The sequence below is a fragment of the Labrenzia sp. C1B70 genome, from assembly GCF_000475395.1.
Classification (GTDB): Bacteria; Pseudomonadota; Alphaproteobacteria; order Rhizobiales; family Stappiaceae; genus Roseibium; species Roseibium algicola.
Genome location: NZ_AXCE01000063.1, coordinates 1 through 22656 on the forward strand (window position 1 = coordinate 1; position 22656 = coordinate 22656).

At 57.9% G+C, this 22656-nt stretch carries 20 protein-coding genes and 1 pseudogene; 10 read left to right on the plus strand and 11 right to left on the minus strand.

Annotated elements, in window-relative coordinates; genetic code table 11:
• From Q666_RS66640 to Q666_RS66900, 5 genes and pseudogenes are all read left to right on the plus strand, one after another.
• A partial coding sequence (locus tag Q666_RS66640; protein WP_035910199.1) for a hypothetical protein occupies window positions 1-211 on the plus strand: 211 nt, incomplete at its 5' end.
• A gap of 476 nt (window positions 212-687) precedes the next feature.
• Window positions 688-3471, plus strand: coding sequence for an autotransporter domain-containing protein (locus tag Q666_RS65320; protein WP_152533474.1), 2784 nt, complete (start codon window positions 688-690; stop codon window positions 3469-3471).
• A gap of 368 nt (window positions 3472-3839) precedes the next feature.
• Entirely contained in the window at window positions 3840-4196 is a 357-nt protein-coding gene (locus tag Q666_RS64250) for a hypothetical protein (protein ID WP_022999506.1), read from the plus strand.
• 48 nt (window positions 4197-4244) lie between these two features.
• Window positions 4245-4868 carry a hypothetical protein gene (locus Q666_RS66150; protein WP_152533475.1) on the plus strand — a complete coding sequence of 208 codons (624 nt, stop codon included), beginning with the start codon at window positions 4245-4247 and terminating at the stop codon, window positions 4866-4868.
• A 68-nt stretch (window positions 4869-4936) separates the two neighbouring features.
• A pseudogene (locus Q666_RS66900) lies at window positions 4937-5626 on the plus strand (IS6 family transposase).
• A 212-nt stretch (window positions 5627-5838) separates the two neighbouring features.
• On the opposite strand, the gene Q666_RS64260 reads toward Q666_RS66900, so the two are convergent.
• The 6 genes from Q666_RS64260 to Q666_RS64285 all read right to left on the minus strand — a co-directional run bounded on the left by Q666_RS64260 (window position 5839) and on the right by Q666_RS64285 (window position 12657).
• Window positions 5839-6687, minus strand: a complete 849-nt coding sequence (locus Q666_RS64260; protein WP_022999509.1) for a fumarylacetoacetate hydrolase family protein — start codon at window positions 6685-6687, stop codon at window positions 5839-5841.
• 38 nt (window positions 6688-6725) lie between these two features.
• A complete protein-coding gene (locus tag Q666_RS64265) occupies window positions 6726-8333 on the minus strand; it encodes a GMC family oxidoreductase (RefSeq protein WP_022999510.1) in 1608 nt (535 codons plus the stop codon).
• Window positions 8334-8369: 36 nt separating this feature from the next.
• Entirely contained in the window at window positions 8370-9698 is a 1329-nt protein-coding gene (locus Q666_RS64270; protein WP_022999511.1) for a TRAP transporter large permease subunit, read from the minus strand.
• The gene (locus tag Q666_RS64275) at window positions 9691-10287 is read right to left on the minus strand and encodes a TRAP transporter small permease subunit (RefSeq protein WP_022999512.1); all 597 of its coding nucleotides are present in this window, start codon (window positions 10285-10287) and stop codon (window positions 9691-9693) included. Before Q666_RS64275 ends, Q666_RS64270 begins: the two co-directional genes overlap by 8 nt.
• A gap of 231 nt (window positions 10288-10518) precedes the next feature.
• The gene (locus Q666_RS64280; protein WP_022999513.1) at window positions 10519-11535 is read right to left on the minus strand and encodes a TRAP transporter substrate-binding protein; all 1017 of its coding nucleotides are present in this window, start codon (window positions 11533-11535) and stop codon (window positions 10519-10521) included.
• 84 nt (window positions 11536-11619) lie between these two features.
• Entirely contained in the window at window positions 11620-12657 is a 1038-nt protein-coding gene (locus Q666_RS64285) for a C-terminal binding protein (protein WP_022999514.1), read from the minus strand.
• Window positions 12658-12832: 175 nt separating this feature from the next.
• Between Q666_RS64285 and Q666_RS64290 the strand changes: the two genes are divergently transcribed.
• Entirely contained in the window at window positions 12833-13540 is a 708-nt protein-coding gene (locus Q666_RS64290; RefSeq protein WP_022999515.1) for a GntR family transcriptional regulator, read from the plus strand.
• A gap of 106 nt (window positions 13541-13646) precedes the next feature.
• On the opposite strand, the gene Q666_RS64295 is transcribed toward Q666_RS64290, so the two are convergent.
• Both Q666_RS64295 and Q666_RS64300 read right to left on the minus strand, forming a co-directional pair.
• Window positions 13647-14291 carry a hypothetical protein gene (locus Q666_RS64295; RefSeq protein WP_022999516.1) on the minus strand — a complete coding sequence of 215 codons (645 nt, stop codon included), beginning with the start codon at window positions 14289-14291 and terminating at the stop codon, window positions 13647-13649.
• Between the two features lie 9 nt (window positions 14292-14300).
• Window positions 14301-15521 carry a hypothetical protein gene (locus Q666_RS64300; RefSeq protein ID WP_022999517.1) on the minus strand — a complete coding sequence of 407 codons (1221 nt, stop codon included), beginning with the start codon at window positions 15519-15521 and terminating at the stop codon, window positions 14301-14303.
• 104 nt (window positions 15522-15625) lie between these two features.
• Between Q666_RS64300 and Q666_RS0134390 the strand changes: the two genes are divergently transcribed.
• The 4 genes from Q666_RS0134390 to Q666_RS64310 all read left to right on the plus strand — a co-directional run bounded on the left by Q666_RS0134390 (window position 15626) and on the right by Q666_RS64310 (window position 18747).
• A complete protein-coding gene (locus tag Q666_RS0134390; RefSeq protein WP_035910210.1) occupies window positions 15626-15919 on the plus strand; it encodes a hypothetical protein in 294 nt (97 codons plus the stop codon).
• Window positions 15920-15921: 2 nt separating this feature from the next.
• Window positions 15922-16614, plus strand: a complete 693-nt coding sequence (locus Q666_RS64305; protein ID WP_031268831.1) for a thioredoxin family protein — start codon at window positions 15922-15924, stop codon at window positions 16612-16614.
• A gap of 442 nt (window positions 16615-17056) precedes the next feature.
• Window positions 17057-17539, plus strand: a complete 483-nt coding sequence (locus Q666_RS65325; protein ID WP_022999520.1) for a hypothetical protein — start codon at window positions 17057-17059, stop codon at window positions 17537-17539.
• Entirely contained in the window at window positions 17536-18747 is a 1212-nt protein-coding gene (locus Q666_RS64310) for a biotin/lipoyl-binding protein (RefSeq protein ID WP_022999521.1), read from the plus strand. Before Q666_RS65325 ends, Q666_RS64310 begins: the two co-directional genes overlap by 4 nt.
• Window positions 18748-18968: 221 nt before the next feature.
• On the opposite strand, the gene Q666_RS64315 is transcribed toward Q666_RS64310, so the two are convergent.
• The 3 genes from Q666_RS64315 to Q666_RS64325 all read right to left on the minus strand — a co-directional run bounded on the left by Q666_RS64315 (window position 18969) and on the right by Q666_RS64325 (window position 22650).
• Window positions 18969-19721, minus strand: coding sequence for a transcriptional regulator NanR (locus tag Q666_RS64315; RefSeq protein WP_228148160.1), 753 nt, complete (start codon window positions 19719-19721; stop codon window positions 18969-18971).
• A gap of 72 nt (window positions 19722-19793) precedes the next feature.
• Entirely contained in the window at window positions 19794-21614 is a 1821-nt protein-coding gene (locus Q666_RS64320; RefSeq protein WP_031268833.1) for a hypothetical protein, read from the minus strand.
• Between the two features lie 10 nt (window positions 21615-21624).
• On the minus strand, window positions 21625-22650 hold the full coding sequence (locus Q666_RS64325) for a Gfo/Idh/MocA family oxidoreductase (protein ID WP_022999524.1): 1026 nt from the start codon (window positions 22648-22650) through the stop codon (window positions 21625-21627).
• Between the last annotated feature and the right edge of the window lie 6 nt (window positions 22651-22656).

The window sequence follows — 22656 nt, forward strand, 5'->3', positions numbered from 1 at the left end:
ACGGATTCAAATGGATGATGGGAGATGGAGAACCTTAAAAGGCTTTGTCATGTTGTTTGACCGAGAAAGCCTGAAACACATGTCTTTTGAACGCATGCAGCAGCCACGGCTTCCCATTGTGCCATTGCGCGAACGCTATAAACGAGAAAAGCTGCTGGCGGTGACCCAAACAGTATTGTGGTGTGAAGGCAGACCAACTGAACGGGCTTAAACGGCAGCGGACAGTACAAAATAATTACACGCGACGATTGTCACGAACTCAATTACTGATATCTTAATTTCGAATTATGCGTCTCAATAAATAGCTTCATTTCATCGTGATCCCGGCATTTTCTGGAGAGATAATTGATGACAGTTTGCTCCTGCACGCTCCGAATTTCAAAGGCGATGACGCCGGCGTACACATGACAATCATTTCCGTCGGAGACTAGCCGATCGATGTGACCGTCAATTAGGGCGGATCGCAGGAGCCAGCACTGTAACGTTGAATATATCGTTTTCTCACCTTTTGAATCGTGCGGAAGTGCCGACTACAAGGACCAATCCATGGGCTGTGTAAAGAGTTCAGATCGTTGCGTGGCCCCTGCTGCAGGGCGAGCATCCTCCATTTCGACTCAACTCGGAAACCTGCGCTCACAGGTGAGCCAGCTTGCCATGCGGTCCGCGCCCTGCAGCACAAGAATGGCCATGCCAGTCGGACTGGCCCTGTGGTTGGTCTTGGTAACGCCCGCATTCGCGGACGGCGGCAGAGGCGGGGGCGCTGCAACGGGGGTTCCTGGAGGAAGCGACAGTGCGACGGCTGCGGGTGACAGCGGCAGCAACGGAGTCGTGGACACTAGCGTCGTCACTGGTGGTGGCGGTGGCGGTGCTGGTGTGACAGGCGGTGCTGGTGGAGCTGGTGCTGGCGGTGCTGGCGGTGCTGGCGGTGCTGGCGGCTTAACCCCGGGAGCGGATGGGGTTGCTGGCGGCAACGTGAATAGCGGAGGAACGGGCAGTGGCGGCGGTGGTGGCGGCGCACATGGTGCAGTTGTCTCGGTCTCCGGCACACTTTCCGGCGGGAACGGTGGAAACGGTGGGAACGGCGGGGGCTTTCCGGTAGGGGGCCCGACCGGGAATATCGGTGGCGGTGGCGGCGGTGGTGCAGGTGGCTACGGCACGGTCATCACGGGATCCAGTCTTTCGCTGACCAACAATGCTACCTTGACCGGAGGCACTGGTGGTGCAGGCGGTCGAGGGGGACAGGGCGGCGGCAGGGGTGGCGATGGCGGCAGTGGTGGGATCGGGCTGGATTTTGTCACTACGTCCAACGTCTTCCTGAATGGGCATACTATTGCGGGAGGCGCTGGCGGGAGTGGAGGCGCAGGGCAAGGTGCCAAATTTTTTTATGGCAACGGTGGCGATGGTGGCAATGGTGGCGCAGGCATCGTGGCATCCGACCTCGTTGTCACGAACACGGGTTCGATTACCGGCGGCAATGGTGGTGCAGCGGGCACAACAAATGTTGGTACGGCGGGTCAAGCCGGCGTTGGCGGAGCGGGCGTTTCTGGATCCAGTCTCACTATCTACAATAGCGGCACCATCGCCGGTGGTCTCTCGGGCGATGGAGCGACACGCGCCGATGCCATCAGTTTCACCGGCGGGACCAACACCCTGGAATTGCAGGCCGGGTCCAACATCCTTGGCAACGTCAGTGCGTTCAGTTCTGCCGACACCTTGCGTCTTGGCGGGGGCACCAACAGCAGCTTTGACGTATCGCAGATCGGTGCCAGTGCGCAGTATCAGGGTTTTGGCATATTTCAGAAGACCGGCGGCAGCACCTGGACACTGACCGGGAGCAACACTGCCGCACAGTCATGGACCCTTGATGCGGGGACCTTGTCCGTGAATGGCACGATCACGAATGCCAGTGTGACCGTCAGCGGTGGCAAGCTCGGCGGCTCCGGCACGGTCGGGTCTGTCGTTGTGCAATCTGGCGGCACATTCGCACCGGGTAATTCCATCGGCACGACAACAGTTTCCGGCGATGTCAATTTCGCGAGTGGCTCGGTTTACGAGGTCGAGGTCAATGACGGCGGCACGACGGCTGGAACGAACAACGACCTGATTTCCGCTACGGGCACAGCAACTCTCGATAGTGGCGCCTCCGTCACCGTGTTGGCCGAAAACGGCACTGACAATGGTTCCAGTTATGCCGCTGTATCGACCTACACCATCCTGACCGCGACTGGTGGGATTACCGGAACCTTCGGGTCCTTGAGCGAAAACTTCGCCTTCCTGGACGGAGCGCTCAGCTACGACACGCTGAATGTCTACCTTACGCTGACCCGTAACGCCGCAGGCCTGACAAGTGTCGCGCAGACCCTCAACCAGACAAAGACGGCGTCTGCAATCGTGGATCTCGGCACCGGGTCCAGCCTTTATGACGCCGTTATCTCGCAAAGTGCTTCGGGCGCACGCGCCGCTTTTGATGACCTGTCGGGCGAAATCCACGCGTCTCTTTCAACGGTTGTGATCGAGGATGCACGGTTCCTACGCAATGCCGCCTATGACCGAAGCCGTGCCGTCAGGACCCATATGGGCGCGGTAGACCTGGAGCCGGGGGGTGCCACAGCGCAAACCGCCACCTATGGGGACAGCTTTTCCGCTGCGGGCAGCGCCCTCTGGATGACCGCGATCGGCGGTTTCGGGGACTGGTCCTCGACAGGAAACACAGCGGGTCTTTCCAGCTCAAGCGGCGGCTTCCTGGCTGGGGCCGACGGTGTTCTGGGCGATGCCGTACATCTCGGCCTGATGGGCGGATACCAGAGGGCAAATGTCGATGTGAAGGCGCGCTCGTCCACGTCGAAAGTGGACAGCTATCTATTCGGGGCCTACGGCTCCACTAGCGTGAACGCGCTGGCCCTGCGCTTCGGCGGCTCCTATTCCTGGCATGGCATCGACAGTGACCGCGATGTCACTGTCGGCAGCTTCACCGACAGCCTGTCGGCCGACTATACCGGACGAACCCTGCAGGCCTTCGCCGAAGCCGGGTACGAGATTGGTCTGGGTGCCTATTCGCTCGAGCCCTTTGCGGGGCTGGCCCATGTCAACCTGCACACGGACGGTTTCACCGAGAGCGGCGGCGCAGCCGCCCTGACGGTCAATGCCGCGACCTCTTCAGCTACCTTCACAACCCTTGGCTTGCGTGCAGCTGGTGTTGTCAACTTCGACCAGACGGCGGTGAATTTTCATGGTGGCCTCGGCTGGCAGCACGCCATTGGACCTTTGAACCCGTCGGTCCAAAATAGTTTTGCAGGCGGCGCGGACTTTACGGTTTGGGGTGCGCCTATCGCACGCGATGTCTTGACCGTCGATGCCGGGCTAGACATCGACCTCGCTGAAAACACCACGTTCGGTGTTGCCTATGGCGGCCATCTCTCCGGAGAGAGTGCATTGCATGATCTAAAGGCTAACCTGACGTTCCGGTTCTAGGTCGGTGATCTTCTTGACGAATGCGTTCGGGGACGAATACCTCGAAGACACACTCTTCACATCGTGGAAGGGTGACCACAACCGAAACAGACACCACTCATCCCCGGACAGTCTCGCGTCCTGCGAATGTGCCCTGAAAATGACACTGCAAACACGGGCCGCGTATGGCCAAAAATATCATCCGAAGGACTCCACGCTGATCTGGAAGAGAACCGGGTCTCGGGTCAAGCATCAAACTCCGGCTTGCGGTCGGCTCGGAAACCGATTCCCGCGCCAGCATACATCTGGCGCGTGAGGCGCATCTCAGGACGATCTTTCGCGATATTCCGTTTTCTGAATTCAAGACACGAGCGATCTTTGACAAGGCCTTGGTCGCACCGGAGCGTGTCGGGCTGATCTATGCAGCGCCGGGGGTGGACAAGCCACTGGTTGAGGACGGTCTCTTCGGCTTTGCATCAGTGCAAACGGGCGAGCATTTTCTCGGCACTGGTATGCTGATCGCGACGGTGCAGACGTTGAACATATCCCAAAAACTCACCGACACGCTGCTCGGCGGCAAGGTCGCCCTCCGTCTCGTCCACGCGGTACGCCACTGGGCTAATACTCTCGGTTGCGCCCATGTGATGGTTCATGTCACGAATGGCGAGAACGCGGAAGATGCTGACCAGTTTTTCTGGCGCTGTGGGATGGTGACAATTGGAGGGAATTATTGTTGGTTACCATGAGCCGATTGATGAAAAGAGAAAATCAAAACAAAAAATAAGAGTGGCATAATGAAATATTTTTATCCTGATAGTATTCAATACTTCTTTTTATATATGAAAAAATACTTAAAACTTAATATATTCAAGTTTGTTTTATTACTATTCTTCACTATCTTAGTAACAACATCTTTTTTAGATAAACCATCGAAGGCAAGCGAGAATTTAGCAAGTGAATTAGCCCAATTGCTGGAAAGTAATATATTTCGCTATGGCGACGAAGAATTGCAAGTCAATGTCGACGGATGCCGAATTGCAATTATAAGCAACAATAACAATTGTTACTATCCTGAAAACACAGAAATAACAAAAAACGAAATTTGCTTGCGCGAATTTGAATCAATCAAGGTAATAAAAAACAGTCATTCATCATCGATGATCTTAAATCCGGGTAGAGAAACTAGAAAAAAGATTGAGACTCTCGACTTATTTTCTAAAGGAAAAGATGAAGACTTTGGAATTTTGTGCCCCTCTCAGGATAAGCTATTTACAAAAACAGCTAATTTCCAATGCAATGGCGGCAAATATTTTCTGGTTGATCCAGGAGGCGCTAATATTCGGTTGCACTTAGGAAGTGAAAAAATTGTAGAAGAAAAACTGAATTATTACCTAAATACCATTTGCAAAGGTGAATAAACTCATGTCAAGCAAGCGGTGCTGTCACCTTATTCCTTAGGCAACAATTTCTGTGTAGCTGCGGGAGCATGGACAGGACTGCTCCGACTTACAAAAACCATCGCTATCCGATTGAAATCGTCTCGCACGCGGTGTGGCTTTATTTACGTTTCAATCTGAGCTGCGCGATGTCGTAGAAATCTTGCTCGAACGGGGCATTGTTATTTCTTATCAGACGATCCGTCGATGGTGCCACAGGCACTGTACCGAGCATTTGCGTCTGCGCGGCAAGGCACCGGGAAAAGCAGATATCTGGCACCTCGACGAAGTCGCGGTGCGCAATCATGGCCGGAAATGCTGGCTGTGGCGGGCGGCTGATCAGGACGGTTAGGTTCTCGATGAGATCGTTCAGACGCGCCGCAACACCAAAGCAGCCAAGCTGCCTTCTGATGCGACTTTTAAAGGAGCAAGACCTGCCACCAAAGCACATGATCACCGACAAGCTGCGCTTCTATCGTGTGGCCAATCGCCAAGTCATGCCGACCGTCTAACATCGCTGACACAAAGGCTTGAACAATCAGGCCGAGAATTCCCATCTTCCGTTTCGAAAGCGGCAGGGCTTTCGGGCGACAAGGTCACTGCAGCACTTCGAGTTGATATTTTCGTCTGTGAGGAACCTCTTCGTCCCATCACACACCCTCCACTCAGCAGCACAAATTCGAGATCTTCGACTTCGGGCCTTGGCCGAGTGGAAAGCCGTTATTGAACGACTCGTTTGAAAAAAGCTGACGCAGCTTCCCGCGTCTATACTTCAAACAATGTGACAACTCCGTAGGAACGGATTCATATCGATGATGCTGGCTGGGAAGAACACCGCCAATGACGGAGGCTTCTCAGCCACATTCGGACGGCGTCCAACACGCTTTAATCTGGCCAAGGGTGACACCACGACGGGATTGCCTCTGGCAAGACTTGATAGGCGGCCGGTCAATCAAGCCGGCTGGGAGACAACGGATTGTCGCTGTGTCCCAAGGCCGGAGATGCTTAGATCGACAACGTCACCAAGCTTGAGAAACTGCGGCGGATCGAGCCCAAGGCCTACGCCTTCCGGCGTTCCAGTGGCAATGACATCACCGGGCATCAGACGCATGAATTTGGACATGTAGGAGATGATTTTCGCCACGGTAAAAATCATGTCGTCGGTTGAGCTTTCCTGGCGCATCACTCCGTTCACCGAGAGCGTCAATCGAAGGTCCTGCGGGTCCCGGATCTCGTCCCGTGTAACCAGCCAGGGACCAATCGGGCCAAAGTTTGGTGCCGATTTGCCCTTGATCCACTGGCCACCGCGCTCGATCTGATAGGACCGCTCACTGACGTCATTGATGAGGCAATAGCCGGCGACCATCTCCAGCGCGTCCTGCTCTGGAACGTATTGGCATTCGCTGCCGATCACGACACCCAGTTCGACTTCCCAGTCGGTTTTTTCCGATCCCTTCGGCAAAATGATCGGATCGTTCGGACCGCTGATGCATGAGGTGGATTTGGAAAACAGCACCGGTTCGGAGGGATTTGGATTGCCTGTTTCCTTTGCGTGCCGGGCATAGTTCAGCCCGACTGCGTAGAAATTCCGGACGCCCCCCACACAAGCGCCAAGGCGCACGTCCGGATCGACGACCGGCAGCTTTGCAGTGTCCAGGGCACTCAGGGCAGCAAGGGTGCTTTTTGTGAGTGTTTCGGGCGTCAGGTCGCTTATGTGAGCGGACAGGTCCCGGATGCGGCCTTCAGCATCAACACAGCCCGGTTTTTCCTGGCCCAACGGGCCAAAGCGAAGAAACTTCATGTGAAATCCTCGTGGTTCTGTTTCTTGGGGAATTTTTGTCAGGCAGAGAGCAGGATCATGTCTGCGGCTTTCTCGGCGATCATCACGACGGGTGATGCCGTGTTGCCGGAAACAATGCACGGCATGATCGAAGCATCCACGACACGCAGTCCCTCAATACCGCGCACCCGCAGCTCCGGGTCGACGACTGCTTTGTCATCGACACCCATCCGGCAGGTTCCGACAGGATGAAAAATGGTTGTCCCGATGTCGCCCGCAGCACGCATGAGCGCCTCATCGGACCGGACGTCGGGGCCGGGCAGAGCTTCCTCCGGCTCATATTTTTTCAAGGAAGGCATGGACAGCAACGCGCGGGCATGACGCAGGGACCTGAGTGCAACCGTCCTGTCACCAGGAGCGGACAGATAGCGCGGTGTTATTTTCGGTGGGGTTTCAGGGCTGTCGGAAGCGATGTGCACGGTGCCACGACTTTCCGGCCGGAGATTGCAAACCGAAACGGTGACGGCCGGATAGGGATGCAGAGGCTCGCCGAGCCGGTCGGTCGACAGGGGCTGAATGTGATACTCCAGATCGGGCGTCGCCACGTCCGGGCTGCTGCGGGTGAAAATGCCGAATTGGCTGGGCGCCATGGAAAGCGGGCCTGACCGCGACCACAGATATTGGGCAGCCATCGACACTTTGCCTGAGAGCGAATTGACGACCTGGTTCAAGGTCCGGGCATTGCGGACTCGAAATACCATGCGCAGTTGAAGGTGGTCCTGGAGGTTTTCACCGACGTCATCCAGGGCATGCACCACATCAATGCCGGCCTTCCTGAGGACCTCCGGCCGGCCAATGCCTGACAGTTCAAGCAGCGCGGGAGAATGAACGGCTCCCGCCGCAAGGAGGACTTCTTTTCCGGCCGTGGCTATAAGCTCCTGTCCTGCGCAACCGAAGGCAATGCCCGTGGCGCGGCGGCCGTCCAGAATGATCCGCTCGACTGTGGCACCGGTCAAAAGTCGCAGATTGCCGCGTTTCAGCGCCGGCCTCAGGAAGCCCCGTGCCGAACTCCAGCGGCGGCCGCCTTTCTGGTTGACCTCGAAATAACCTGCGCCTTCGTTGTCTCCTGCGTTGAAATCGGTCGTTCGGGGAATGCCCATTTCGCTTGCGGCACTCTGGAAATCATCCAGGAGATCCCATCTCAACCGCTGCCGCGCGACCTTCCACTCTCCACCCGCACCATGCAGCCTGCCATCCGCGTCCGGTCTGTCCTCGGACCGCACGAAGTAGGGCAGCACGTCCTGCCAGCTCCAGCCGGTGTTTCCCATCTGCGCCCAGCCGTCGTAGTCGGCTGCCTGCCCGCGCATGTAGATCATGCCGTTGATGGAGCTGCATCCGCCGAGGACCTTCCCCCGCGGGTAGGCGAGGGACCTGCCGTTCAGCCCCGGATCGGCCTCCGTGCGAAGCATCCAGTCCGTGCGCGGATTGCCCATGCAGTAGAGATACCCGACAGGAACATGGATCCAGGGGTAGCTATCCTTGCCGCCCGCTTCCAGAAGCAGAACCCTGTTGGCCGGATCTGCCGAAAGGCGATTGGCAAGCACGCATCCGGCCGTTCCGGCTCCTATGATGATGTAGTCGTATTCGCCGTCTAACCTGCGTCTCATGAGGTCGTCTCGATTGCCATTCTTGAGGGAAGTGCGTCAGTGCAGTGCGAGGGCCGGGAACATCACCAAAAGCCCTACCGCAATGACCTGAAGAGCGATGAACGGAACCAGGGACCGGAAGATCTCTCCAAGGGAAATCTCGGGTGGTGTCACGCTCTTCAGATAGAATGCGGCTGGCCCGAAAGGTGGCGTCAGGAAAGACACCTGCATGTTCATGGCAAACAAGACGCCGAACCAGACGGGGTCGTAGCCGAGTTCCTTGATGATGGGCACGAAGATCGGCATCGTCAGAAGTGCGATCCCGACCCAATCCAGAAACATTCCGAGTATGAAGAGAATGAGCATCATGAACAGGATGATGACGGTTGGATTGTCGGATATGCCGGTGATGAGCTGGGAAATGAAACGGATGCCGCCCATCAGGTTGTAGACGCCCACCAGGGCGCTGGCACCGATGCCGATCCACATGATCATGCCGACGGTTGCCAATGTGTGCATCGACGCATCCAGCAACATGGAGAAGGAAAATTCCCGCCGCAGGATGATCGAAACGATCACGCCGGCGACCCCGATGGCCGAGGCTTCCGTCACCGAGGCGATACCGCCATAGATCGAGCCCAGGACCACGAACACCACCGCCATCGGCAAGACCAGGCCACGCAGCAGGGGCAGATGTTCTGAAAGCGAAATTCGATTTTCAGGCGGGGGAGGCGCGACCTTGGGGTCGGTGTACGAACGGAACAGGATATAGGCGATATAAAGCCCCGCCAGCATGAAGCCCGGGACGAATGCTGCAGTGAACAGGTCTCCGACAGAGACGTTTGCTGTCAGTCCGTAGATGATGAGAACGATGGACGGCGGCACCATTGTGCCGAGCGCACCACCGGCGCAGACAACACCGATGGCCAGGCGGCGGTCATAGCCAAGTCTCAGCATCTGTGGCAGGGCGACGAGACCCAGGAGCACGATTTCCCCGCCGATAATGCCGCTCATTGCAGCCAGGATAACAGCCACGAATATGGTCTGGACCGCCACTCCGCCACGCAGCCGTCCGCCGACGAGTTTCATCGCGTCGAACAGATCCCTGGCAATGCCGGACCGGTCGAGGATCGCCGCCATCAGCACGAACATGGGCACTGAAATGAAGACGAAGGATGAGACAAAGCTGTAGACGCGGCTGGTGATCAACGGAACGGCCATCGGTCCGAACCAGCCAACTGCAAAAAGAAGGGCAACCAGCAAGGTCACCATGGCAAGAGGCATGCCGGTCAGAAGAAGACCGACCAGTAGGGCGAACATCACCAATGTGCCCCAACCGATGCCGAGTGCCTTGAGGTTCAGACCGAAATCGAGAAGGTCAAGCATCGCTGTCTCCCCCTGTCCGGAGTGGTCGGCGCAGGTAATTCACCGTCAGGATCAGGAACTGGATGCTCATGGTGACCATCACCACGAGCAGGAAGATCTTCAGGAGAGCCGGCGCGGGTGAGTTCCAGGCGCTGCCGCTGGTTTCCAGGAAGAAGGACCCATCCGGACGGAACATCGCTTTCTTGACCATGAGCCAGGATGCCCAGGCAAAGAACAGGCACGCCAGCAGACTGGCCATGGAAATCAGCACATCCAGAACCCTGCGTGCACGCCGGCTGACCACGTCGTAAATCAGCACGACCCGGATGTGCGAATTGCGAGCGACACAGAAAAGACCACCGAAGATGAAGGTGACGGCACTGAGGAAGGTGGTTGTTTCATGCGCCCAGATAGTGGGCGAGTTGAAGACATATCGAAGGAAGATTTCGACGACCAGCACCGCCATGGCGATGATGATTCCAACCGCGAACAATCGGGCAAGGCGAGTAATTGCCCAACCCAATCGGCCAGATTCAGGCAAATATTCCTGAGCCGGCACAAGAGGTTCGGCCTGATCCGGCACTGGGGCACGTTCTGGCGGCAGAGGCATGGACAGCCACTCCAGTCTGAGAATGGGGGATCAACCACAACGACCCGGGACGTTACCGATCGTCCCTTGAAACCGGTCGGCAGACTGCAGCGTGTCGGGGCCAGATGCGGTTGCCTGGTTCCCGGACGCATATGTCCAAGCCAACGCCTTCAAAAGGCTGCTTGCCGGTTGTGGCTTATCAAAAGTTCGAAGGAGGCATTCGGGCGCTGAGGCAGCGCCCGAAAACATGTGTCACTTCAACATGCCCTGACTGTCGAGATAGGAGGTCAGGGTCTCATAGACGTTCTGGGCATTGTCGGAGCGCGCTGCCACCTTGGCCCACTGGTCCATCGCGATCCTGCGGAACTTCGCCCGTTCTTCTGCCGACCAGTTGTGAACGGTGATGTTCGGGTCAGCAGTCGCTTCCGCATAGGTCTTCAGGTCGTTCATCGACAAGATTGCAACCGCATCCTGGGCAAAGTCACGAACGGAAACTGTCAGGATTTCCTGAAGATCAGAGGGAAGGGCGTTCCATTTGTCGAGGTTCATGGAAACCTCCACCAGAGGCATGGAATGGAACCCCGGATAGACAGGATGTTCGGCAACCTTGTGCAGGCCCTGCTGGTGGTTGGTTGAAAAGACGGTGGAATCTGCAGCGTCGATAACGCCCTTGTCGAGCGCTGTGTAAACCTCGGAATAGGGCAGGTTGACCGGAACCGCGCCGGCGGCAGCGAAGACTTCCTGAATGAGGCCTTCCGGGGCCCGTACCTTCAGGCCTTTCAGGTCATCGACCCCGTCCAGAGGACGTTTGGAGACGAAACCTTCAAGCCCCGTGGTGGTGGCGCCGATGAAATGAAGACCATACGGCTCCTCAAGCGCGTTCATCAGCTCATAGCCACCGCCGTAATTGATGAAGCGGAACATTTCGTCGGGTGCGGCCCAGGCGCCGATGGGGTTTGCAATCAGCCCGAACGCAGGATCCTTGCCGGAGAAATAGCTGACGTCGGTGATGTGGCCGTCCAGAATGCCATTGCCGACTGCGTCCTGGGTTTCATTGTATTCGACAACCGAGCCAACCGGCAGAAGCTCGATCGACAACCGGCCGCCGGACATCAGTTTTACACGTTCTGTCCAGGCCTGCTGGATGGCGAAGTTCGGGTTTCCGGCCGGATCGACCGACTGGAATGTCAATTCGAAATCCTGTGCGACGACCGAGGTGCTGCTGAGCATGCACGCTGCGATGAACGTCTTGAAAAACGTCACTTTCATACTTTCCTCCCTGAATTGGACATGTTTGGTGATCCCATGTCCTCGGATCATGTTGCGGGTTGCTGGTCCCGCAGGAGCTTTGCGTCAGGCCGCCCCGCTAAGTGCTGGCGTGACCGGTGAATTGACGAGGTTGCGAAGGCGGCCCTCGCGCAGGAACTGCATGGCCGTTTCCACCGAAAGGCGCCGCGCGTCGGCGACGCTTTCCGGGCTGGACCAGGCCGCATGGGGCGTCACGAACAAGCGCTCACCGACGATCGGATCGGCGCCATTGGCATAGGCAAGGGCGATTTCATCGGACTTGGAAGGCGGCTCGACCGGAAGCACGTCGATCCCGGCACCTGCAATCGTTTGCCGTCGCAAGGCGTCCAGAAGCGCGTTCACGTCGATGACCGCGCCGCGTGCCGTGTTGATCAGAATTGCGTGCGGCTGCATCATCGACAGTCGCTCGGCGTTGATCATGTTGCGGGTTTCCGCCGTCAGCGGACAATGCAGGCTGACAACATCGCTTTGCGACAGCAGCTCTTCGAGATGGTCGCACCGGTCCACGCCTGCGGCGATCTCGGTACCCCGGGACACCAGCGGATCATATGCCAGAACGCGCATGCCGAAGGCCTTGGCCCGAAGCGCCGTGGCAATGCCGATCCGTCCGAGGCCGATCACGCCGAACGTCTTGCCGCGCAAGCGCGCCAGCAGTGGCGCCCGGGCATGGTCAAACCCGTCTTGGGGCGATTGCATCAGGTTGCGATGATAGCTGGCGATACCGCGCCGCATGGTGAGCATCAGGGCAATGGCATGATCGGCAACTTCGCTGGTGCCGTAGTCCGGTGTATTGCACACCGGAATGCCTGCATTGGCAGCTGCCTGAAGGTCGATGTGGTCAAATCCGACACCGGCTCTCACAATGATCTTGCACCGGTCCAGCTTTGAAATGAGCTGGGGTGAAACCGGCATTTCATGCCAGACCACCATCGCATCACACGACCGCAGAACCTCTTCAGGCAACTGCTCGGGAGAGCGCTCGCGGTAAATATCCCAGTCCACATCGTCACCCGCCGTGGCCCGTTCGATCAAGGCATCGTCTGGGTATTGGGCATCAGGGGTCAGGAGACGCAGGCGGGACATGAAATACCTCTTGAACTTCAAAGTACATTTTGTGTTTGCATTGGCTCTTCTAGAATTCTAGAATTTATTCGAATGTCAAACAAATTTTTGAAACTATGAAAAAAGCAAGGTTTTTGGCGATTACAGGTCTGCTAGACCGTGGTGTAGTGAGCCAGGTGGATGCGAGGAGAAGAGAGTGTCGCTAACCCAGGAAGCCAGCGAGCGCATTCGCGATGCGATCGTGTCCGGTAAATTTGAATTCGGTGAGCGGCTCTCGGAAGAGCAAATCGCAAGAGCGCTCGGGATGAGCAAGGCACCGGTTCGAGCCGCCTTCATGGAATTGCGTGACATGGGTCTGGTGACCATTGTCCCACAGGCTGGAACCTACGTGTTTACGCCTTCGCGAAAAGACGTCGAGGAAATGAGCCAATTCCGGGCCATGCTAGAAAAGGAAGCTCTCCAGATGGCGCTGGAGCGGAACCGAAGTGGGCTGGTGCAACAGTTGTCCGCCGCCATTTCCCAGATGGACCACGCGATACAAATTGGCGACCGGCTTCGTTACAGCACGGCCGACAGCGCGTTTCATCGGGTCATTCTTCAGATTGCCGGAAACAGGTATCTTGAAAAGGCCTATGATCTGACCGCAACTGCTCTTGCTGCGCTGAGAGCACGCCTTCAGTCAGGCGAAGGCGACTACTGGCACCGCTCCTACGCCGAGCACACCCGCATGCGCGACCTGATCGATCAAGGCGAATTCGACGCCGCTCACGCACTCCTGCAAGAGCATATCCTGATCATCAATCGATCCCTGGCCCTACCGGATACCAACACCCAGATCCGCCAGAAGGCACAGCTGCGCTCGGACCAGGAGTGTCAGGAATTGCTTCTTCAAAGTCAGGGATGACTGCCTTCGGTGAGTAGCCGCAATTTTTGCGGCTAAGCGCTTGCGACAAGCCCGGCGATAGTCGCGGCGCCATGACCTTAATAGCGAGGGTCTTTTGGGGAACAGATCATTCAGAATCTGACCCCGGCCGTCGGACGACCAACAGTTTTCCGGCACCTCCGCTGCCGCAGAAAAAGCGATCACCGCCATCGGATTCAAGTCCCGAGACGCCGGAACCCGATGGCATTTGCAAACGCTCCAGCACATCTCCAGTCGCGGCATTGATGTGCCGGATATCGCTTTCGCCGTCCTGCCAGGTGCCGTGCCAAAGCTCGCCATCCACCCATGTGACGCCAGTGACGAAGCGATCCGATTCAATTGTACGATGAACCTTGCCGCTTTCTGGATCTACCTGGTGGATCTTGCAACCCCGATGCTGTCCAACCCAAAGGAACCCCTCGGCCCAAGCCAGTCCCGAATGCCCGCCGTCACCGGGGGCCGGTATCGCGGCCAGCACTTCTCCGGTATTGGGGTCGATCTTGTTGATCGCATCATCGGCAATCTGGAACAGATGAGTTCCATCGAAAGCGGTACCGGCATCGGCGGCAGTCGCGATCGATCCCGTAATCTCTCCACTTTCCGGATCAAGCGCATTTAGCCTGTCTCCGGACGCGAACCAGACTCGCTCGTGATCAAAGCTGACCCCGGCAATGTCATCGATGCCGGGGAAGGGACCGAACTCCCGGATGATCTCTGCTGTTCTGTGTTTCATGTGGCAATTCTAACCGGTGGCGATTGCAAGGGGGAGTAACAAACTTGTCGGGAATCCGGGAACGCTCGATAGGATCCAGCGGCAGGCCCGGCCTCGTCCGAAGGAACGAACTTTCCCGGCAAGAGCAAGGTCTTCAAGCTTCCTTTGAACCGTGCGTGGACTTGTGCCGAGTGCCAAGGCCAGCGCAGAACTCGACCAGGCCTCGCCGTCCGCGAGCAGCGCCAGCACCTCCGGGTGGTCGCTTTCCACCGGTGGCGCCAGCACGGCGACCTGGCAAGCGCCGTACGGCTTCAGCGCAAAGCCCAGGCTCGTTGCCCTCACCGCGGCGACGGGTTTGATGACCTTGCGAAGGCGGGCAATCTCGACACGCAGCCTCGCCCGGTGCGAATCGTCCACATGCTTTGCCCCGAAGGCGTGCAAGAGAAGATTTTCGCGCGAAACATCTTCCGGCCAGACCTCTGCCAACGCCCGTGCCAGAGCAAGCAGGACTGGACGGCGGTCGAGTGAGATCAACTTTTCCCCAAGCCGCACAGCATTTCGGCAGGTATCTACAATAAACGTATCGGAGGCGACCAGAGCCTCGACCCCGTCAAGCTGCAGCAAGTCTTGCCTGTCGCGAGAGACAAGACGGGCGGCCGGTGCCTCCAGCGCATGCCTTGCCTTTTCAACCTCGGCCTTGAGGGAGGGAATACCGGCATCCTGGGCTGCACGCGCCGCCTGCTGGAGTGCGGCTCGTGCAGGCCCCGTCCGGATTTGCCGCATGGCTATGCCGGCGACCACAAGACCGTAGCCAGCTCGAGACGCAGGCGGCAAGACGTCGATGTCGATGCTGTCGAGTGTCCTCTGGGCATCTTCGAGCCGGCCGATGAGCAGAAGCTGGCGGGCTTCGAGATAGCCGGCATGTGCGGCATTCACCTGGTCACCACCGGCTTCGAGCGTCGCGCGTGTTGCACCGAGCGTTTGAAACGAACGGCCGAGGTCGCGGCAAACCAAAGCGATCTCGGCTTCGGCAACCATGCAGCGTGCACGCGCCATCGGCTCATCCGGCCCGAAGGCGCGGGCCGCATCCTTCAGCAGCTCTCTGGCGCGCGCAAGGTCGCCGAGCTGGGCCATGGCAATGCCGCGCAACGCCAATGCCGGCGCGTCGTTGCGCAGTGCCACCCGTTTCAATACCGCCAGGGGATCTCCGGACGAAAGGGCGCGCGCCGCCGCGGCGATCAGTATGTCCATGGAAATCCCGCCAAACTTGTAACTCTCACCCGCCCCGTCTCCGCATCTATGTCTTTGCTCACCGGGCGATGGTCGCAAACGCCGGATCATACGGAGGACCGATAATGACGATGTTTGCAGGTACAGGGAAGACACAAGCACCCTCTGGTCACCGCCGCGACACAGCAGGGTGCCTTCGGCTGGCCGCCGCGCCAACCTTTGGCTCAATGGCATGGATTTCCGCAACCGGAGTGCAGGGGTGGGAGATCTGTTCATCCGTTCCAGGCTTCCTGCCAGTGAATGACATGACCCTGATGTACGTCCTGATGGGCGTGTTCCACCTGCCGCCCTGGCTCAAGCTGATGTCCGCCCGCTCGCGGCGCTTCGATATCCCCACTACCCAAACTGAAGGAGAATGATCATGCAAAACGCTGTTGTTTCACATGAAGACTGGCTCGCCGCCCGGCGGGACTTGCTGCAAAAGGAAAAGGAACTCACGCACCTGCGAGACAGGGTCGCCAGCGAGCGCCTCGCCTTACCGTGGGAACGCATCGAGAAGGACTATGTCTTCGATACACTTGACGGCCCGCGCTCGCTTGCCGGGCTTTTCGAGGGACGGTCTCAACTCGTGGTGCAGCATTTCATGTTTGCGCCGGGATGGAAGGAAGGCTGCCCGAGCTGTTCTTTCATGGCCGACCACGCAGACGGCATGAACCTGCATCTTGCCAACCATGACGTGACCATGATTGCGGTCTCCCGCGCGCCCCTGGCCGACATTGAGCGCTACCGCAAGCGCATGGGCTGGACGTTCGGATGGGTCTCGTCCTTCGGTAGCGACTTCAACTACGACTTCCGGGTCAGTTTCACCCCCGAGGAAGTTGCCACCGGGCACATCGACTACAATTTCGGTGGCTGGAACATGACGGGCGAGGAATGGCCTGGCGTCAGCGCCTTCATCAAGAACGAGGCCGGCGAAGTTTTTCGTACATATTCGACCTACGGACGCGGCGTCGAAGTGATGATGGGCACTTATGCCATGCTCGACCTGACGCCCAAGGGGCGTAATGAGGCGAGGGGAATGGACTGGGTGCGCCGACACGATCGCTACGAATAAGCACCTGGGAATTGAGTGCGCAATGCGTGCCCGCAACACCGGAAAAGGTAAGATCGCCGGGCCTGCAAAGGCCCGGCAATTTGCAAATTAGCCTCTAGGCCTACCAGCCCCTTTCCGGACAGCAGCGACCGGGGCGAACGGCTGCTTGCTAGCGGAAGACCTGAGGCAACCCTCGCTGCGGCCTGCGTGCCAGCACGGGGACCACAGTCGAAATCCAGACGTTCGCTCGGGACGTCTACACCAACCATCTCGTCATTCCGGAAAGACATTGCCTGAAACCCTTCGATCCAGCCTCGGAAGGTGCGTGTCACACCGACTGCGGATCAGGCCGACCTAACGTGTCCTCGGTCAGAGGCGCAATTTCTTGTTTCAATCGGTAATTCCTGCAGACATTATGTTTCCGGTGACGTTGGGTCACAGCACATCGGGTGGGGGAACATTCATGAGCACAACGGCAACGACGGCGCAGACACTGGACCCACCGCCGGATTCCTGGGTCGCGCCCGGCGCCAGCGACGGCTTTGCCACGGCCGGGTTGATCACACTGTTGCTGCTCCTTTTCCTGGTGATCTACCTCTATGCGGTTTTCGACCGCTACGCGGAGCACAAGGGGTCGAGGACGCCGATCCGCACCACGATCCCGACCATGCTGGTGATCGGCCTTGCCTATGACCTGGTGCCGCCCTTGCGGGACGTGAGCCTTCTGTTGCCGTTGACCCTGATTTTTGCCGCCTTCGCCTATGACGTCGTTCTCTGGATGAAGCCGGAACCGGTCGCGGACGAGACGTTGCAGGAAGAGGAAACAGCAGCCGTCGAGAACGCGTCGCCTGCCAATGGAACGCCCCCTGCCAAAGAACAACCGATAGCAGAGCAGCCAGTAGCGGATCTGCAGGCACCGGTCGAAGGAAAAGGAGCCAACGCATGATCGAGCTCCTCATCACCTGCTTTCCGCTGTTGCTGCGCATGGCCTATCTGCGCTGGCGGGGACGCCCCGTGACGCTCTACAACGTCCACCGCGCACTGTTCGTCTGGATTGTCTTGTTCGTCGCACTGATCTTCACGGTCGAGTATTATCATCCGGACACCCCAAATGCGCTGATCCCCTACCGTGTCGTGCCGATCGTCACCGAACGCGGTGGCACGGTCACCGAGGTGCCGGTCAAGGCCGGTCAAACCGTCAAGGTCGGCGATCTGCTTTTCACGGTCGATGACAGCAGCGAAAAGGCGGCGGTCGCGACCGCCCAGACCGCGGTTGGCGAGGTCAACAGCCAGATCGATGTCGTCAAGGCACAGATCAAGGCAGCCGCGGCCGACCTCGCCCGGACGAAAGCGGTTCTCGACACGGCCAATCTGACCCTGTCGGAGCAGCAGGACCTCAAGGACAAGAACTCGCCCGCCTACACGCTGAACAGGTATGAAAATGCAAAGGCCGCGCAGGAGCAGGCGGCCGCCAATGTGAACGCCGCAAACTCCAAGATGGAAGCGCTGCAAGTGCAGCTCGATCAGGTCCTGCCTGCAGAACTGAAGTCCGCAGAAGCCGCCCTTGACCAGGCCAAAGTCAATCTTGCCAAGACCAAGGTGTATTCGTCGGTTTCCGGCAAGATCGAGCAGCTAACCCTGAATGTCGGTGCTCGCGCCGCGCAGTTCTCGGTTAACCCGGCGATGGTCATCGTGCCGGATCGCGACGAGTCCGATCCTATCGAAATCGTCGCTGGTTTCAGCCAGACAAACAGCGCGGTTCTGCATGTCGGTATGCCTGCGGAGGTCGCCTGCGAGAACAACATCAACAGCGGCATGGCGAACACGGTGCTGGCAGCGCGCATCGTCCGCATCCAGGACGTTATCGCGACCGGCCAACTCGGTCCGACCGGCGTGCTGATGCAGCCGTCAGACCGTCGCGGCCCCGGTGACCTGGTCGTACATGTTCGGCTCGAATATCCCGAACAGAACGCTCTGCTGGTTGATGGTGCCAGATGTCTGGTACAGGCCTATACCACCCATATTTCCGGCTCGCTTCAGGGCACCTTCATGGGTGGCATCATCCAGGCCTGGGCGCTGGAAAAGGCGCTGATCATGCGGATGAAGGTCTGGATCATGCTCTTCGCTGGAACGGGACTGATCGGCGGGGATTGAGCTGGCAGAAAAACGTCCGATCCTTGACGCGATGATCGATGTCATCCGCAAGGACGGCGCAATTTCGACTTGTTGACCAACTGCGGGCAGTGCCCGTTGATAATTGCGTCCGGTTTCTGGATCCTGACGAGAGCCGCCGAAAGACTGATATGGGGACGCTTTGCCGGCTGGCAGGCGCCGATGGCATCAACTGCGCGCGCAGCGAAACCTTTAGTGCAGTGTCAAATGTGATGCCGGTAAAGGTCCTGAGATCTGTTCAGGTGCGAGCGCATTGCGCTTTCGGCCTCTTCAGCAACGCCGCCTTCGATGCACTCGACGATTTTCGAATGCTCGGCAAGCGTGACGTTCTCCCGTCCCGACCAGATCAACAGGTCCGTATGATAGTTGAACAACCAGTTGAGCATGGCGTCACTCACTGCTGCAAAAATCGGATTGCCTGAGATCGAGGCTATCTTGCTGTGAAACGCGATGTCGGCCTTGATGAAATCGGACGGACTGTCGAGCATGTCCTCTTGATGGCTTATGAGGTGTTTGAGCTCGGAAATGTCTTCAGGCGTTGCCATTTCCGTCGCGATCCTGACCATGCCGACTTCAAACAGTCTACGCGCCTGCTTCAGGTGCTCCAGATTGTCCGAAGACGCAGACAGCAGCATGCGCGCCACCATATCCATCTGCCGAAACGCAAGATCGGCCGAAAGCTCACTGACCCTGGAGCGCTCACCCTGCGATATCGAAATGAGACCCTGGGTGTGCATCGTCTGCATGGCCTCGCGCACCGCGGGCCGGCCGACGCCGAAACGTTGCATCAGTTCACGCTCAGACGGCATGGGATCACCGGGTCCAAGCTCACCCCGTACAATCATTTCACGCAATCGATCGAAAACCTGATCGGAGAGTTTTCGCCGGACAATCTTGTCGTCACCGGCCCCCAAGCCGTTCCAGTTTTCCATGACCCGCCAATCTGATCTCTTCATTGTTGGGGTGTCTGAACGTCGCGACAAGCACGGCGTCAAATTCGCCAGCCGCTTCAACACCCTTGGGAAGACTTATAGCCGGATAACTTCAAATGGGCCAAACGTCCTGCGTTCACCAACGCCAATTTCCAGTTCCCGATTTGTCAGATTTGCAGCAAACCGCAAGACCTCACCGTCCTTCTCCACACAAAGGGCAGCTACGCTGGCTGGCGTTTCATCGCTGCAATCGATGACAGCCCCTTCGCTTAGCTCAGCAAGAAGCGAGACAACTTCACCGACAGGCAGAAGAGATCCGCTTTTTGTGTCCACGATTCCTCTCGGGCCTGTGAAGCTGGCCGGGATCCATTGGCGGATATCAGCCTTGGCAATTGCGGACGCATACCCCATGGTCCAGGCGGCGGCGAAAAGGCCGCGCTGACGCGGATCGTCGTGGGTCATGCAGATGCGCTCGTTTCCTGGATTGGCGAATGTCTGCGAACCGTAAGGATTCTGACGCATGCCGATGGTTGTCGGTCCCAGTCTGTATTCCTTGTCCTTGCCGATGATCGCACGGGCAGTGCGCGTGATGTGCGGCAGGGTCTCAAGTGTTTCGAGAACACTCTCGTCATCAGCAGCATGGACAATCGGATTGGTCGCGTGGGTCACGAAATCAAGCAACGACACCGGAGGTCGCTTGCGGTTCAACTCGGTGAAATAGCTGAACATGCCGCCCCCGAGCCTCATGCCGGGGAAACAGTGCCTTGCGGCCGCATAGATGTCCGCCAGGGGAGGGCATTGCGGCCATTCGCTTCCAGGTGGTGTCGATTGTCGGTCAACGGAAGGACAGACCGCAATGGAAGCCAACTCGAGCCCGCTTCGATCGATCATGTCGGCAAGGTTTTGAAACTCGGCCAAGAGGTCTCCCTTGCAGGAAACCACATATTCAAGTTCATAGGATGCCGGGAAACGAACTTGCAGCTCCCTGAAACCCTCGAGCGCCTCCTGCCCATGCAAAGCAGTTGGGTCAAGGTGACACAGGATTGCTGGAGGGTTCACTTTCCTCAGGAGGTCAATGTGACTGATGGCGGACTTCAGGTCTTCCGGGCTGATCAACAAACCGATGCGCGGAAACCTGCTTTTTGTTTTCTTTCCCGCTTTAAGTTCGACACCCCCGGTGGAGGTGCTTAGCGGTGTTATGGTCGATGGGGCAGTCTCGTTTGCAAGATTTTCTATCTGAAGGGTAATCGACTGTTCGACCTCCTTGCCCGCTTCAATGACATATGGCCACGGAAGCGCCAGGGGTCTCACATAGGTCTTGTAGGAAGCGTCTGACCAGTTGCGCTGGTCCTCCATTTCGAACGTGTCGCCGTCCATCCGGCATCGGGCCTTCAAGTGCGGCGCAGGTGCGTGGGTCAGCGACCGGATCGACTTGAACGGTTGCCAGGGATCTATGAGGTCTGGAAACCTGGTTTGGACGACCGAACCATCACAATGCTCCACTTCGACAGGTTCACCGGCTACTCCGTTGATCGGATGCAGCACCGTGAAACCACAGCGGTTGGTTTCGAAGGCGCTGTCGGCAACAGCCGAAGAGGCAAATCTCAAGGAACCGGTTTCCGTGCCGGTGATGCGTGCCGTGACGCTGAGACCCGCCCCCTGGTTTTTGTAGCGGGAAACATAGGAAATCTCGAACTTCCCAGGCTCTTCCAGGACAACGAGATCGGAGATGGCTCCGGCCAGCGTGCCCCAGTCCTTGTCACGCACCACGTAGGAAATAGCGCGCAGCACTTCGTGGCCCTCGAAACGGACGTAGCGCAGGTTTCCGTCTTCCAGCCGTACTTCCAACGGTCCTGCGCGCAATATCCGGAAAGGCTCCGGCGCACTTTCCGTTCCATACAGGCGCATGCGGCTCATGGTGCTCATCTCAGGAGCTGCCCAGTATGATTGTTCGGCTGTTCCCGGCGGCGGAAAGATACGCAGCCTCGACCAGTTCCAGCGTCCTCAGGTTGTCCGTTCCAGATGTCTCTGGCGTGCTGGCAGTATTCAGGCAATCGATGAAGTGCCGTTGAATGTTGTAGACACTTTCCTGAATGTTGTGCCAGGGGCGCTCCGCCCAGGAAAGCAATGGGGGCGCAACGTCCAGTTCCCTGGTGCCGGACGCATTGTGCAACACCAGCCTGTAATCCGGCATCAGCCTGAGTGCTCCTTCACTGCCATCCACTTCAAGAAGGCTTTCCGGAAAGCTTTCCCGGGACAGCCGCGATGCGTAGCTGCAGTCGACAACACTGGTGACGCCGCTTTCGTGAACCAGCATCATGGTGGCAACGTCTTCCGCCTTTATTGCCGGATTGACCCGCTTGGTGCTTGCCGAGATGGAACGCGCGTCACCGAACAGGAAACGGGCGATGTCCAGGATATGAATCCCGAGGTCCTGGACGATGAAACGGTCATCCGTCGCAAGATACGGCTGGCTGGCATAGACATCATAGGCGGAGCGGAAACTGACTCGCCCCCAGAACGGCGTTCCGATACTTCCCTTTTCGATTTCGGCTTTCGCCGCACGGATTGCCGACTGCCAGCGAAAGTTCTCGTGCACCATCAGGGTCACGCCGGCCGATGCAGTAGCATCGACCATTGCAGTGGCGTCTTCCAGTGTGTCCGCGAAAGGCTTCTGGCAGATGATGTGAGCTTTCGACCTCGCCGCGAGTTCCACCAGCGGCCGGTGGGTCTGAACTGTCGTCGCGATGTCGACAAAGTCGAGCTCTTCCGATTTCATGAGATCGACCGCGTCGGAATAGGTCCTTTCAATGCCAAAGCGTTCGGCCGTTTCCTTCAGGCGTTTGTCGTCGCGATCACACAGCGCGATGATGGCTGCTCCGTCGACATCGGCCCATGCATGCATGTGATTTTGGGCGAAAAAACCGCAGCCGATCAATGCGCCTTTCTTCATGAAATT